Below are 13,381 nucleotides of genomic sequence, written 5' to 3' on the forward strand. Positions count from 1 at the left end.
GGAATGGTCGGCAGGGTTATTAGAAAACTGGGTTCGATCGTCTACGATCACCCGACGGTCGCAGAGGATGCCGAGCGGCACGGGCGTTTTGGCCGTCTGAAAATCGCGCTCGTCACGGATTACTTCACGGCCGACTGTCTGTCCGTGGAATGCCGGATTCGAGTGATGACGCCGAAGAACTACCGCGACGTGATCAGCCATTGGAAACCGGATCTGGTACTGGTCGAATCCGCTTTTCACGGCGTGGACGGCAGCTGGCGCTACGAACTGGCGAAGCAGCCAAGGTTGCTGCGCCTGACCAAACCGAAGGCGATTTTCCGTCTGGTCGATTTCGCGAGGAAGGCGGGCGTTCCCACGGTGTTCTGGAACAAGGACGACGGTCCATTCTTCGACGCGTTCATCGACGTCGCGAAGTCGTTCGACTATGTCTTCACGACCGACGAGGAATGTCTGGAACGTTATCGCCAGCAGGTGCCGGCGCACGTACCCGTCAATTCGCTGATCATGCCGTTTCAGCCGGTATTTCACAGCTTCACGGGCTTCAATTTCACGCGCAATGAAGTCTGCTTTACCGGCAGTTATTACCGGCGCATCCTGAACGAGCGGCGTCGTTTTCTCGACATGGTGTTCGAGATTTGCGAGCACAACGAGATGCCGCTCAACGTGTTCGATCGCAATCACGACCGGCTGTCGCGCCATCTCGAGTTTCGTTTTCCGAAGACGAGTCAGATGCGCTTGCACGGGAAAGTCGCGCATCGCGAGACCGCCAATGTCTACAAGTCGCACGCGGTATCGCTCAACGTCAACTCGGTCACGAGCTCGGAAACGATGTTCTCCCGTCGCCTGCTCGAAATTATCGCGTGCGGCGGGATTGCGGTAACCAACCCGAGTCGGGCTGTCGAGCGTCATTTCCGCGATTTCTGCCACGTCGTGAACACCTACGAAGAGACACGCGAACTGTTCGGGCGTCTGCGTCATGGCCCGGCGCAGGACGATCTGGATCGCGCCGAAGCCGGTGCGAAATACGTGCGAGAGCATCACACCTGGGCACATCGGTTAGAGGAAATCTGCGCCGTCGTGAAACTTTGAGGAACTGATCACGATGCTTGCGCTGTTTTCGTGGATTTGCCAGGCGGTATTTCTCGTCGTGGTCGTCTATTTCGCCGTGTACGTACTGCTCGAGTTGCGGGTATTCCTGATTTCGCAAAAGGTCGAGCGGCGGAAGTTGACGGAACTCGTGCATGCGGCGGCTAAAGCTGAAGCTGGAAACGAGACGGAGAACTGGCCGGCTGTGAGCGTGTTATTGCCGGTCCGAAACGAATCCGAAGTGGTGGAGCGGCTGATCGACGCGGTGTGCCGTTTAGATTATCCGGGCGAATTGCTCGAAATTCTGGTGCTTGACGATTCGTCGGATGGCACTACCGCACTCGCACGTCGACGCGTGGATTGGCATGCGGCGAAGGGAGTCGACATTCGTCTCGTCAAGCGGCTCGATCGCAAAGGATATAAGGCGGGTAATCTCGTCAACGGCATTCAGCAGTCGCATGGCGAGTTCTTTGCGATCTTCGACGCGGATTTCCTGCCGCCCGCTGATTTCCTGCTCAAAACGATCCCCTGTTTCAAGGACCCGCATCTGGGCTTTTTGCAGACGGGCATTGGTTACGAAAATCGCGACGTGTCGTTTCTCACCCGCTTTCAGGCGATGGAAATGGGGCATCAGCAATACGTGACTGTGGGTCTGAGCGAAGACGGCGACATGGCGTCGCTTAGCGGAAGTTCGTGTGTATGGCGCAGGACGTGTGTGGATGCGTTGGGCGGCTGGAATGCTTCGACGGTGACCGAAGATGTCGATCTGGGCTATCGCGCCCAGTTCGGCGAATGGAAATACGCGTATTTGCGCGATGTCGTATCGATGTCGGTATTGCCTGAGACGATCAGTGCCTATCGCATCCAGCGCGAACGCTGGGGAAGGGGGCTGATTCACAGCGGTTTCAAACACATCAGGCAAATGCTCTCGCAGCGCATGCCGCTGATGAAACGCATGCACGCAATCTCCGTGATGTTTTCGTCGGTACTGCTCGCGTCGATTTATGTACTGACGTTGCTGAGCCTGCCGTTGACTTATTTAATGCATTTCGACGGCGCGGGTATGCGATGGGGCGCGCTCGCGTTTTTCGCGCTTGTCGTGTTGTGGGGACTGGAAAATGCGTTCGGCGCGCGCAGAGGCGCGCGCTTCAGCAACAAGCCTAACGTGCTGAGGGATGTATGGGATACCTATCTGTATATCTCAATGTTCCTTCCGATGGCCTGGTATTACTTCGCTGGCGGGGTGCGCGCGCTGTTTGGCGTTCACGGCGATTTTCATCGCACGCCCAAGGGCAAGGACGGCTACGGCGTGATCATGCCGCGTATTAACTCGGTGTTGCTCGCCGGTGAGGTTTTCACGTTTTTCTACGCGCTCGTGGCGGTTTGGGCTGCATGGCGAAGCGCGAATTACTTTTTGGTTCCACTCGACGTGACCGCGTGCGTTGGCTTCGGTATGGCGCTGTATTGGTCGTGGCAGGAGCGCTGCGCACATCGGCGCGAGAAGCAGGGCGTTTGAATATGTCCATCAATCTTACGTTTCGCCCGGCGCGTGCAAGCGATGCAGTAGCCTGCGCGCCGCTTGTATTTGAGTCCGGTGAACACGAGTTCGAGTTTTTTCTAGGCGTTCCGGCGGCACGATGCATTGCGTTTCTCGAATACTCGTTCGCACTTTCGGCCGGACGGTTTTCGTGGCGCCGGCATGAAGTTGCAGTTGATGCGCGAGGCGAGATTGTAGCGGTGCTGGCGGCGCACGACGGCCGTCGCATCCTCGCGGACGATGCTCATATCGTGTGGGCGCTCTCGCGCCATTTCGGACTGTTCCGCGCTGTGCCGATGCTGTTGCGCGGCCTCGTGCTCGAAACGGAATTGCCCAAACCCAAACGCGCGCAGACGCTCATCGCGCACTGTGCAACGAGCGAAGACGTGCGCGGCATGGGAGTTTTTAGCGCGTTATTCAAGCACGCTTTACGCGCAGACGTCGCAGCTCAGCGAGGTCTCGAAGTGAGCGAACGTGACATCGTGCTCGACGTGCTGGTGAGCAACGAGCGCGCGGCGTCGCTTTATCGACGGCTTGGATTCGTCGAGCTGCCGAGGCGCAAACCGCGCTCGGCGCGCTTGCCGGTGGCGTTGGAATCGGTGCGTATGCGCTTCGAAACTCACTGATAGTTTCGGAAGCTCCGGCCGATTGGTTGGTAAATGGGAGAGCTAAAGGCGTGCAAACGAACGCCGCGATCCGCTCATTCCGAAAGCGGGCCGCGGCGCTGCACCGAAAACGCAACTGGAACCGCCTCTTACAACGGCACCACATGCAAAGGCTGCGGATAGCACCCCGGCGCACGAACCGGCTCGCACCCATAGTGCACCGGCGGCGGGCAGGGGTTCCAACGCGGCGGGACGCAGACCCGTGGCGGTTCGGGGTGACACCACTGCGGCTCTTCGCGCTTGTAGCAGGCATTACCGCCGCGTACCGCTTGCGCTTCCGCGCGGTCGAGTTCGCCACAGTGGGACAGGTCGCTGAGAATAAGGCTGGTCATGATGGATCTCCGGCAAGGGTGGAAGGGCTACGAGCACGTTATCGCCGTGCTCGGGCCTTTAATCGCACGCACCATGCCATGCGCCGGAAAGCCCCGCGTACAGGAGACCTACAGTATTCGCCCGGTCGAATCCACAGGAAAGTGACCGCCATCGGCCAACTTGCGCCAGCCAAGGTGTCGTCGCATCACCAACACGTTGCCGACTCAGAAAAGCCGACTCAGAGAAGCCAATCAACCAATCACGCGCGCACCCACCCCGCGAGCAACCCCGGCAACTCAGCCATATCCCTGAACACGTGCACGACTCCCGCGCCATGCAACGCGGTCGCGCTGCTATGGCCGAGTTGCGACGGGCAATAACCGAACACCGTCGCACCGGCCGCAACACCGGCGGTCGCGCCGGTCACGGTATCTTCCACCACCGCGCAACGTTTCGGATCGACACCCAACGCAGCAGCGGCCGCGAGATAAACATCGGGAAACGGCTTGCTGCGCGGCATTTCATGGCCGCTAAAAATACGCCCTTCGAAGCAGTCGAGAATCCCCGCTTTAGCGAGCTGCAACTCGACCTTCACGCGGTCCGCGCCCGACGCCACCGCAATGCGTCCATTCAGCGTCTGCTTTAGCGCGCGCACTGCATCGGCGGCGCCGTCGATCGCCTGCAACTCGCTGTCGAGCGCCGCATTGCGCCGCGCGCGAAATTGCGTGAGCCACTCGGGCGTGATCGCAAAGCCGGTGCGTGCTTCGATCAGCGGCGCGTCGTCCTTGACCATTTTGCCGACGAAAATGCGCATCGCTTCTTCGACGCTCAGATGCCAGCCAAGCTCGCCGAGCATTTCGGTGAGCACGCGATTGGTGATGGGTTCGGAGTCGACCAGTACGCCGTCGCAGTCAAACAGTACGGCGTCGAAGGGGAAATCGGACATCGGGCAGGGAAGGAGAGAGATCGAGGAACCGGCAAGGATACCTCACCGGCCGGTGCGACGCGTGCCGCGCGCGTCGTTCTCCCGCTACGCCGCGCGCGCTATTGCATGCGCGGTATGCACCGAATCCGCGCCGACCCGATGATAGCGACGGCCGTAATAGATCAGCGCGTCGCGCGCGCCGTCGTGCGTGCGCGCGGCCTTCACCGCGCAGAAGAACACCGTATGCGTGCCGACCTCGGTGACCGACTCGATCTCGCAGTCGAGCGACGCGAGCGCGTCCTGCAACACCGGCGCACCGGTCGCGAGACGCTCCCATTTGGCGGCGGCGAAGCGCTCGTCGATCGCCAGCGAGCCGGTGGCGAAGTGCGCGGCGAGTGCCTGCTGCTCGGCGCCGAGCACGTTCACGCAGAGCTTGCCGTTCGCGTGGAACACCGCGTTATTGCGGCTGCTGCGATTGATGCAGACGAGCAGCGTGGGCGGCTCGTCGGTGACACCGCAGACCGCCGACGCGGTGCAGCCGGCCAGCCCGGCTTCGCCGTCGCTGGTGATGATGTTGACGGCCGCGCCGAGCCCGGCCATCGCTTCGCGGAACGTGCTCTTGTCAAGCATGGGTGCCTCGCCTCGTCAGTTCTCGTCAGTCAGTTCGATGCCGCGTCAGCCGGCGCCGCCGCGCAGGCCGGCGAGCGGAAGCGCGCGGCCGTATGGCTGTCGGGCAAACGCGCATGACCGAACAGCTTTTCGCGCAACGTGCCGTCGCGATACCCGCGCTTGTACGCGCCGCGCTCCTGCAGCAGCGGCACCACCAGCTCGATGAAATCGTCGAAGCATTCGGGCACGACGGTGCGCGACAGATTGAAACCGTCGACGCCTGTCTGTTCGGTCCACTCGATCAGTTCGTTAGCAATCCTGTCAGCCGAGCCGACCAGCGGCTGCTGCCGGCTGCCGAGCACCATCTGTTCGAGCAGCTTGCGTTTGGTCCATTGCGGGCCGGCCGCGCGCGTCATCGCCTCGACGTTCGACACGATCGCCTGGCTCTTGCCGGTCTCGATCGGCTCGTCGAGGTCGTAGCGCGCGAAGTCGATCCCGAGTGACGCCGCCGCATGCACGAGCGCGGCCTCCGAGCTCACATAGCGCCGGTACTCCGCATACTTTTCCTCGGCTTCGCGCTCGGTGCGTCCGGTGATCACGGTCTGGCCGAGCAGTACCTTGATGTCGTCGGCGCGCCGGCCGCCGGCCACCGCATGCTCGCGGATATCGTCGACGATCGCCTTGACCGCCGGCTTCGCCTGGCCGTTGACGAACACGCATTCCGCGTGCGCCGCCGCGAACTGCTTGCCGCGCGAGGACGAGCCGGCCTGATACAGCACCGGTGTACGCTGCGGCGACGGCTCGGCCAGATGCATCGCATCGACCCGATACTGCTTGCCGTGGTGATGGATCACATGCACCTTCGATGCATCCGCATACACCCCTCGCTCGCGGTCGCGCAGTACCGCGCCGTCTTCCCAGCTGCATTCCCACAGCTTGTAGACCAGCTCCATGTATTCGTCGGCGAGGTCGTAGCGGTCGTCGTGCGCCATCTGGCCGGTCAGGCCGATCGCGCGCGACGCGCTGTCCAGATAGCCGGTCACGATGTTCCAGCCGACCCGGCCGCGCGTCAGATGATCGAGAGTCGACATCCGCCGCGCGAACAGATACGGCTGCTCGACCGACAGGTTCGACGTGACCCCGAACGACAGATGGCGGGTGACCGCGGCCATCGCCGGAATCAGCAGCGTCGGGTCGTTGACCGGCACCTGCACCGCGCCGCGGATCGCGGCGTCCGGGTTGCCGCCGTAGACGTCGTAGACGCCCACCACGTCGGCGAAGAAGATGCCGTCGAACAGGCCGGCTTCGAGCTTGCGCGCGTAGTCGGTCCAGTACTGCAGATCGGTGTAGCGGCTGGACTGATCGCGCGGATGGGTCCACAGACCTTGCTGGATGTGACCTACGCAGTTCATGTCAAACGCGTTGAGAACGATTTCCTTCGGCATGGCGGGTTCCGGCTAGAGTGGCGGACGGTCAAGCGGTTTCGTTTAATATAGTAGACGAAAAATTACTATGCAAGACATAGTTGAGCGACGCGTTGCGAGCGCCGTACGCCCGCCGCCGGGACGCATCGATATAATTCGCGGTACTCATTTCCGCCCCGACTACCCGCCATGTCCGAATCCTCCGCCATCGATCTCAGCCAGGCGATCTCCGCGCGCGTCAAGACCGAGCGCGAGGCGCGCAACTGGTCGCTCAGCGAGCTGGCCGAGCGCTCGGGGGTGTCCAAGGCGATGATCAGCAAGATCGAGCGCGGCGAGGCGAGTCCGACCGCGACCGTGCTCGGGCGCTTGTCGGGCGCGTTCGGGCTGACGCTGTCGACCTTGCTCGCGCTCGCGGAGCAGACCGGCGAGCGGCTCGTGCGCCGTGCGGACCAGTCGCTGTGGGAAGACCCCGAAACCGGCTATACGCGGCGGCGCATTTCACCGCCGACCGGCGGCGTGCTGGAGTTGCTCGAAATCGAATTGCCGGTGGGCGTGCGGGTGCCGTATCCGTCCGATGCGTTCGTGTTCCAGCATCAGCAGATCTGGGTCACGCAAGGAGTCCTGACGTTTCGCGAAGGCGTGCTGACGTATCGGCTCGAAGCGGGCGACTGCCTGCAACTGGGCGCGCCGGTCGAATGCGAGTTTTTCAATGCGGGCACCGAGGTGTGCCGCTATGTGGTGGGGTTGGTGCGTCGTTGAGGATCAGGAGGAGGCGCCGCATGCACCGTTGACGGCGGCGCCTCGTCCAAGCGGATTCAGACGGATTCCAGAGGATTCAAGCGGATTCAGGCAGATTCAAGCGCTCGGGCGAGCGCCGCCCGGCGCTCAGCTCCCGCCGCTCCCGCCGCCGGAGCGCGGACTGAGGGTGAGCTTGTTGGCCACCGAGGTGACGCCCGGCACGGTTTTGGCGACGTCGCCGGCCTGCTGGATCATGCTGCCCTGAGGCACCGAGCCGGTCAGCGTCACCGCGCCGCCGCGCGCCCGCACGAACACGTTCGACACATTGAAGCCGGACGTCCGCGACAGCGCCCGCCGCACGTCGCGGCCGAGCTTGCGATCCGCCTGCTTCGTGGCCTTCGGATTCGCGGCCGACGCGGCGGCCGTGTCGGCGGGCGGTTGCGCGTCGGACGCCTGGGCATAGACGCTCGACGCGCTCGCCACGCACAGCGCGATACCGAGTGCTTTCAAGAGATTGACTGTTTTCACGTTTTCACCATCCTCGATAAATGGAGTTCGCTTCGTTGCCGGCAAAAATGCTGCGCCTGGGTCGAGCAGGTCTGGACTCTGCGGAAACGCCTGTCTTATAGAAGAGTGCCGTTGCGGCGCCTCCGGCGCGCTTAAACGATACTCCACGCGGCGCGCGGACGCGAAGAAAATGCGGCGATGCATGCGCATCGAGTGGGCGGAGCAGGGGCGCGCACGACGACAGTGATGCTTCGCGGTGGCCGCTGCGCGGACCCGCGACCGGCTAAAGCCGGCCTGCATTTGAGACTATAATTCTGCATCCCGGATCGCCAGATCCGTTTCAAGGTGCCGGTTTTCACGCCCGCCACCGCCTTCGGGGAGCCCGTTTCCTCTTGAATAAAATCAACTACAGCCCGGCCGATGCGGGCACCGACCTCCCCAACGCCGACGATTCTCCGGCCGCCTCGCTGGCCGCCGCGAAAGCGCCCGGCACGCTCGCGATGCGTACCGCGCATGAATTGCATAAGGACGATCGCCATTTCGTCACCGCGCTCGCGCGTGGACTCGAAGTGCTCGCGTGCTTCCGTTCCGGCGATAAATCGCTGAGCAACCAGGAGCTGGCCGCGCGCTGCCGGCTGCCGAAATCGACGGTCTCGCGACTCACGCATACGCTGACGCTGCTCGGCTATCTGATCCATCTGAAAGAGAGTGGCAAGTACCGGCTCGGCACCGCGTCGCTCGCGCTCGGCAGCGCGATGCTCGCGCGTCTGGACGTGCGCAAGATCGCGCGGCCGGTGATGCAGGAACTCGCGGACGTATGCGGCGCGACCGTGTCGCTCGGCACGCGCGACCGGCTGTCGATGATCTACGTCGAGAATTGCCGCGGCTCGGTCGCATTGACGCTGACGCTCGAAGTCGGCTCGCGCATTCCGGTCGCGACCTCGGCGATCGGCCGCGCGTGGCTCGCGGCGCTGCCCGAACACGAGCGCCTCAGTTTCATGGAGCAGGTGCGCGAACTCGATCATGTCGCGTGGCCGAAGACCCGGCGCGGGATCGAAAAAGCGCTCGACGATTACCGCACGCTCGGCGTGACGACCTCGTTCGGCGACTGGCAGAAGGAAGTGAACGGCATTGCCCGTGCGTTCCAGCCGGGCGGCGAATTGCCGATCATGGCGATCAACGTGGGCGGGCCGGCGTTCAAGCTGTCGAAGGAATTTCTGCTCGAAGAAGTGCGGCCGCGTTTGCTCGAGGTGGTCTCGCAACTGGAAACCGCGCTGTCGCATTGAGCGGCGGCGCGGTCCGGTTCCGCAGATAGGCGGGCGGTAAATAGTGCGGTTTATCAGTGGCCGCGCTGGCTATCCCGCGCGGCCAGCTGGCTCGACTAGAACCACTGCGGCGACATGCTGAGCGTGGTGTCGTCGAGCGTGCGCAGCGGCGCCAGCATCGCGGCGACGCGCGGCAGTTCGCAACGGAAGAACCATTGGCACGCGTGCAGCTTGCCGCGATAGAAGTCTTCATCCGCCGCGCCGTTCGCGCGCGGCAGCGCGGCATGAGCGACCAGCGCCTGGCGCAACCACGTCCACGCCAGGACCACATGACCGAACGCTTCGAGGAACGCATTCGCATTGGCGAGCGCGCGGTCGGCATCGCTCGCGAGCGTGGGCAGCAGCGCTTCGAGTGTGCTCGTCACGTCGCGCCACGCGGCGGCGAGCGCATCGGCATGCTGCTTCAGCGGCTCCTGCTCGCGCGCGGCGTCCATCGTGCGTTGCAGTTCGCGGGAAAACAGCTTCAGCGCGGCGCCTTGCTTCATCGTGACCTTGCGGCCGAGCAGGTCGATCGCCTGAATCCCGTGCGTGCCTTCGTGAATCATGTTCAGGCGGTTGTCGCGATAGAACTGCTCGACCGGATACTCGCGCGTGTAGCCGTAGCCGCCGTGAATCTGGATCGCGAGGCTGTTCGCTTCGAGACACCATTGCGATGGCCACGACTTGACGATCGGCGTCAGCAGATCGAGCAGCAGCGCCGCTTCGGCGCGCGCGGCATCGCTCTCGCCGGTGTTCTGTTCGTCGACCAGCCGCGCCGCATACAGACTCAGCGCGTAAGCCCCTTCCACATAGGCCTTTTGCGCGAGCAGCATGCGACGCACGTCCGCGTGTTCGATCAGCGGCAGTTGCGGATCGAGCGGATTCTTGTTGGTCGGGTGGCGTCCTTGCGGGCGTTCGCGCGCGTAGTCGAGCGAGGCCAGGTAGCCGCGATAGCCGAGCATCACCGCGCCGAGACCGACGCCGATACGCGCCTCGTTCATCATATGGAACATGTACGCGAGCCCATGATGCGGCTCGCCGACCAGTTCGCCGACGCACTCGCCATGCTCGCCGAACGACAGCATTGTCGACGTGGTGCCGCGCCAGCCCATCTTGTGAATCAGACCCGCGAGCGCGACGTCGTTGCGCGCGCCGAGGCTGCCGTCGTCGTTGACGCGAAACTTCGGCACGGTGAAGAGCGAAATGCCCTTGACTCCGGGCGGCCCGCCCGGAATCCGCGCGAGCACCAGATGCACGATGTTTTCGCTCAGTTCGTGGTCGCCGCCCGAAATGAAGATCTTGTTGCCGCGCAGCGAGTAGGTGCCATCCGCATTCGGCGTCGCGCTGGTGGTCAGATCCGACAGGCTCGAACCCGCCTGCGGTTCGGTCAGCGCCATCGTGCCGAACGCGCGGCCTTCGAGCAGCGCGCCGAGGTACTTGCGCTTCTGCGTTTCCGAGCCGAAGCGCTCGATTACATTTGCATTCGCACTCGTTAGCATTGCGTAAGACGAGGTCGCGATGTTCGCGCTCTTGAACAGCGACAGACACGCGAACGACATCACCGCCGGCAACTGCATGCCGCCTAGTTCGTAGTCCTTGCCGGCGGCGAGAAAGCCGGTGGCGCGCAACGCATCGAGCGCGTCTTTCACTTCCTGCGGGATGCTCACGCGCTGGCCGTCGAACTGCGGCTCGTGTTCGTCGGACAGGCGATTGTGCGGCGCGAATTTCTCGACCGCGACCGCATGCGCGGTTTCGAGCGCCGCGTTGAAGGTCTCGCGGCTGTGATCCGCGTGACGCGCGCGCTGCGTCAACGTCTCGGCTTCGAGGACTTCGAACAGCTGGAATTCCAGATCCCGCGTATTGATGATTTGCGCATCTTGCATCGATGTAAGCCCATTCAAAGGTAAGCCGCTAGGCGGAACAGCATCGCGTGACGCGGGGTGCGGGCGCTCGCGTATGCAGGTCGGATCGACATTGATGAACGTTTGAAACACGCGCGCTACGGGTAAGTCCTGAGGAACCTTCCGTCGGCGATGCGTGCCAGTTTATACCCGAAAAGAATGATCGTGCTTTTATTTACACGCTGAATTTCGGCACGTATGATTGTCGAACAATTTCGGAATTCAAAACCGCATTGCAGAACAACTGGAGGAGCGTCGCATGTCAGTGAAGGACCTGTTTAACCTCGACGGCAAGGTTGCATTGATCACCGGAGGCTCGCGCGGACTCGGTCTGCAAATGGCCGAGGCACTCGGCGAAATGGGCTGCAAGATCGCGATCTCCGCGCGCAAGGCCGACGAACTCGCCGAAGCGAAAGAACATCTGCACTCGCGCGGTATCGACGCGCGCACCATCGTCAACGATCTGCAGCGCTTCGACGGCATTCCGGCGCTGGTCGACGACGTAATGAACGCGCATGGCCAGATCGACATTCTGATCAACAACGCGGGCGCCACCTGGGGCGCGCCCGCCGAAGAGTATCCGGACGACGCGTGGCACAAGGTGATGAACCTGAACGTCAACGCGCCGTTCTTCCTCGCGCGCGAAGTCGGCAAGCGCAGCATGATCCCGCGCCGCGCGGGCAAGATCATCAACGTCGCGTCGGTGGCCGGGCTGAAGGGCTCGCCCCCGGGCATGAATACGATTGCGTACAACACGTCGAAGGCGGCCGCGATCAACTTCACGCGCGCGCTCGCCGCCGAATGGGGCAAGTACAACATCAACGTCAATGCAATTTGCCCCGGCTTTTTCCCGTCGAAAATGTCCGCGGGACTGCTCGACAAACTCGAGGACACGATCGTTGCGCGCACGCCGTTGCGGCGTCTGGGCGGCGACGAGGACCTGATGGGGCCGGTGGTGTTTCTCGCCAGCGAGGCCTCGCGCCATGTGACCGGCCAGTATCTGGCGGTGGACGGCGGCTCGATCATTATCTGAGTACTCGTACGACCCCGCGCGGTGGGTGAGCGCGGGGTAAGCGGCGCGCTTCGCGCAGCCGCTCGCGCGCGCATGCATGCACGAAAAACAAACTGTGGAGACGCTGAATGAATTTCGAGTACTCGGAGAAAGTCAGAAGCCTGCAGAAACGCCTGACCGCATTCATGGACGAATACGTCTATCCCGCCGAAGCCGTATTCGAAGCGCAGATGGACGCGGCCCGCGACGCGGGCAATCGCTGGCAGCCGGCGCCCATCATCGAAGAGCTGAAAGAAAAGGCCAAAGCCGCCGGCCTGTGGAACCTGTTTCTGCCCGAGTCGAAATACGGCGCGGGCCTGACCAACCTCGAATACGCGCCGCTGTGCGAAATCATGGGGCGCTCGCATATCGGCGCCGAGCCGTTCAACTGCTCCGCGCCCGACACCGGCAACATGGAAACGCTGGTGCGTTACGCAACGCCCGAACAGCAACAGCAGTGGCTGTTGCCGCTGCTCGACGGCACGATCCGCTCGGCGTTCGCGATGACCGAGCCGGAAGTCGCGTCGTCGGATGCGACCAATATCGCCGCGAGCATCGTGCGCGACGGCGATCATTACGTGCTGAACGGCCGCAAATGGTGGACCTCCGGCGCGAACGATCCGCGCTGCAAGATCCTGATCTTCATGGGCAAGTCCGATCCCGATCATGCGAGCCGCCATCAGCAGCAGTCGATGATCCTCGTGCCGATGGATACCCCCGGCGTCAACGTGCTGCGTCATCTGCCGGTGTTCGGCTACGACGACGCGCCGCACGGCCACGCGGAGATCGTCTTCGACAACGTGCGGGTGCCCGCGACCAACATGCTGCTCGGCGAAGGACGCGGTTTCGAAATCGCCCAGGGCCGGCTCGGCCCGGGCCGCATCCATCACTGCATGCGCCTGATCGGCCGCGCCGAGCGCGCGCTCGAAGCGATGTGCCGCCGCTCGCTCGACCGCGTCGCGTTCGGCAAGCCGATCGCGGAGCAGGGCGTGACGCGCGAACGGATCGCCAACGCGCGGATCCTGATCGACCAGACGCGTTTTCTGGTGCTGAACGCCGCGTACAAGATGGACACGGTCGGCAATAAGGAAGCGCGCCAGGAAATCGCGATGATCAAGGTCGCCGCGCCGAACATGGCCTGCCAGGTGATCGACTGGGCGATGCAGGCGCACGGCGGCGGCGCGGTCAGCGACGACTTCGGCCTCGCGCGCGCATACGCGAGTTCACGCACGCTGCGCTTTGCCGACGGCCCCGACGAAGTGCATCGCAATGCGATTGCGAGCATGGAACTCGGACGCTATCTGAAGCGCTGATCGAATCGC

General features: G+C 63.1%; 12 protein-coding genes. 7 read left to right on the forward strand and 5 right to left on the reverse strand.

Annotation, left to right across the window (positions count from 1 at the left end):
- The first annotated feature begins 3 nt into the window (after positions 1 to 3).
- The 3 genes from BTH42_RS26065 to BTH42_RS26075 are packed head-to-tail and all read left to right on the forward strand — an operon-like array spanning position 4 to position 3,249.
- Complete coding sequence (locus tag BTH42_RS26065) at positions 4 to 1,089, forward strand: glycosyltransferase (protein ID WP_075304055.1); 1,086 nt, start codon at positions 4 to 6, stop codon at positions 1,087 to 1,089.
- A gap of 13 nt (positions 1,090 to 1,102) precedes the next feature.
- The gene (locus BTH42_RS26070) at positions 1,103 to 2,602 is read left to right on the forward strand and encodes a glycosyltransferase (protein ID WP_075304056.1); all 1,500 of its coding nucleotides are present in this window, start codon (positions 1,103 to 1,105) and stop codon (positions 2,600 to 2,602) included.
- Between the two features lie 2 nt (positions 2,603 to 2,604).
- A complete protein-coding gene (locus BTH42_RS26075; protein WP_075304057.1) occupies positions 2,605 to 3,249 on the forward strand; it encodes a GNAT family N-acetyltransferase in 645 nt (214 codons plus the stop codon).
- Positions 3,250 to 3,859: 610 nt separating this feature from the next.
- Here the strand turns inward: BTH42_RS26075 and BTH42_RS26085 are convergent.
- From BTH42_RS26085 to BTH42_RS26095, 3 genes are all read right to left on the reverse strand, one after another.
- Entirely contained in the window at positions 3,860 to 4,546 is a 687-nt protein-coding gene (locus BTH42_RS26085; protein ID WP_075304059.1) for an HAD family phosphatase, read from the reverse strand.
- An 84-nt stretch (positions 4,547 to 4,630) separates the two neighbouring features.
- Positions 4,631 to 5,155: a flavin reductase gene (locus BTH42_RS26090; protein ID WP_075304060.1), complete on the reverse strand. Its 525-nt coding sequence runs from the start codon at positions 5,153 to 5,155 to the stop codon at positions 4,631 to 4,633.
- A 29-nt stretch (positions 5,156 to 5,184) separates the two neighbouring features.
- Positions 5,185 to 6,579, reverse strand: coding sequence for an LLM class flavin-dependent oxidoreductase (locus BTH42_RS26095; RefSeq protein WP_075304061.1), 1,395 nt, complete (start codon positions 6,577 to 6,579; stop codon positions 5,185 to 5,187).
- Between the two features lie 168 nt (positions 6,580 to 6,747).
- On the opposite strand from BTH42_RS26095, the gene BTH42_RS26100 reads away from it, so the two are divergent.
- Positions 6,748 to 7,317: an XRE family transcriptional regulator gene (locus BTH42_RS26100; protein ID WP_075304062.1), complete on the forward strand. Its 570-nt coding sequence runs from the start codon at positions 6,748 to 6,750 to the stop codon at positions 7,315 to 7,317.
- A gap of 126 nt (positions 7,318 to 7,443) precedes the next feature.
- On the opposite strand, the gene BTH42_RS26105 is transcribed toward BTH42_RS26100, so the two are convergent.
- Complete coding sequence (locus BTH42_RS26105; protein ID WP_075304063.1) at positions 7,444 to 7,824, reverse strand: BON domain-containing protein; 381 nt, start codon at positions 7,822 to 7,824, stop codon at positions 7,444 to 7,446.
- A gap of 479 nt (positions 7,825 to 8,303) precedes the next feature.
- Between BTH42_RS26105 and BTH42_RS26110 the strand changes: the two genes are divergently transcribed.
- Positions 8,304 to 9,089 carry an IclR family transcriptional regulator gene (locus BTH42_RS26110; RefSeq protein WP_075304110.1) on the forward strand — a complete coding sequence of 262 codons (786 nt, stop codon included), beginning with the start codon at positions 8,304 to 8,306 and terminating at the stop codon, positions 9,087 to 9,089.
- 95 nt (positions 9,090 to 9,184) lie between these two features.
- On the opposite strand, the gene BTH42_RS26115 is transcribed toward BTH42_RS26110, so the two are convergent.
- A complete protein-coding gene (locus BTH42_RS26115) occupies positions 9,185 to 10,990 on the reverse strand; it encodes an acyl-CoA dehydrogenase (protein WP_075304064.1) in 1,806 nt (601 codons plus the stop codon).
- A gap of 277 nt (positions 10,991 to 11,267) precedes the next feature.
- Here BTH42_RS26115 and BTH42_RS26120 point away from each other — a divergent pair, with 277 nt between their 5' ends.
- Together BTH42_RS26120 and BTH42_RS26125 are read left to right on the forward strand one after the other, a co-directional pair.
- Complete coding sequence (locus BTH42_RS26120) at positions 11,268 to 12,041, forward strand: SDR family oxidoreductase (protein WP_075304065.1); 774 nt, start codon at positions 11,268 to 11,270, stop codon at positions 12,039 to 12,041.
- 107 nt (positions 12,042 to 12,148) lie between these two features.
- Positions 12,149 to 13,372: an acyl-CoA dehydrogenase family protein gene (locus BTH42_RS26125; RefSeq protein WP_075304066.1), complete on the forward strand. Its 1,224-nt coding sequence runs from the start codon at positions 12,149 to 12,151 to the stop codon at positions 13,370 to 13,372.
- Positions 13,373 to 13,381 lie beyond the last annotated feature (9 nt).

The organism is Burkholderia sp. SRS-W-2-2016 (assembly GCF_001931485.1).
Taxonomy (GTDB): domain Bacteria; phylum Pseudomonadota; class Gammaproteobacteria; order Burkholderiales; family Burkholderiaceae; genus Paraburkholderia.

Coding starts and splice junctions, on each gene's coding strand:
- BTH42_RS26065 (WP_075304055.1), top strand. CDS start 4: ATGGTCGGCAGGGTTATTAGAAAACTGGGTTCGATCGTCTACGATCAC.
- BTH42_RS26070 (WP_075304056.1), top strand. CDS start 1,103: ATGCTTGCGCTGTTTTCGTGGATTTGCCAGGCGGTATTTCTCGTCGTG.
- BTH42_RS26075 (WP_075304057.1), top strand. CDS start 2,605: ATGTCCATCAATCTTACGTTTCGCCCGGCGCGTGCAAGCGATGCAGTA.
- BTH42_RS26085 (WP_075304059.1), bottom strand. CDS start 4,546: ATGTCCGATTTCCCCTTCGACGCCGTACTGTTTGACTGCGACGGCGTA.
- BTH42_RS26090 (WP_075304060.1), bottom strand. CDS start 5,155: ATGCTTGACAAGAGCACGTTCCGCGAAGCGATGGCCGGGCTCGGCGCG.
- BTH42_RS26095 (WP_075304061.1), bottom strand. CDS start 6,579: ATGCCGAAGGAAATCGTTCTCAACGCGTTTGACATGAACTGCGTAGGT.
- BTH42_RS26100 (WP_075304062.1), top strand. CDS start 6,748: ATGTCCGAATCCTCCGCCATCGATCTCAGCCAGGCGATCTCCGCGCGC.
- BTH42_RS26110 (WP_075304110.1), top strand. CDS start 8,304: ATGCGTACCGCGCATGAATTGCATAAGGACGATCGCCATTTCGTCACC.
- BTH42_RS26115 (WP_075304064.1), bottom strand. CDS start 10,990: ATGCAAGATGCGCAAATCATCAATACGCGGGATCTGGAATTCCAGCTG.
- BTH42_RS26120 (WP_075304065.1), top strand. CDS start 11,268: ATGTCAGTGAAGGACCTGTTTAACCTCGACGGCAAGGTTGCATTGATC.
- BTH42_RS26125 (WP_075304066.1), top strand. CDS start 12,149: ATGAATTTCGAGTACTCGGAGAAAGTCAGAAGCCTGCAGAAACGCCTG.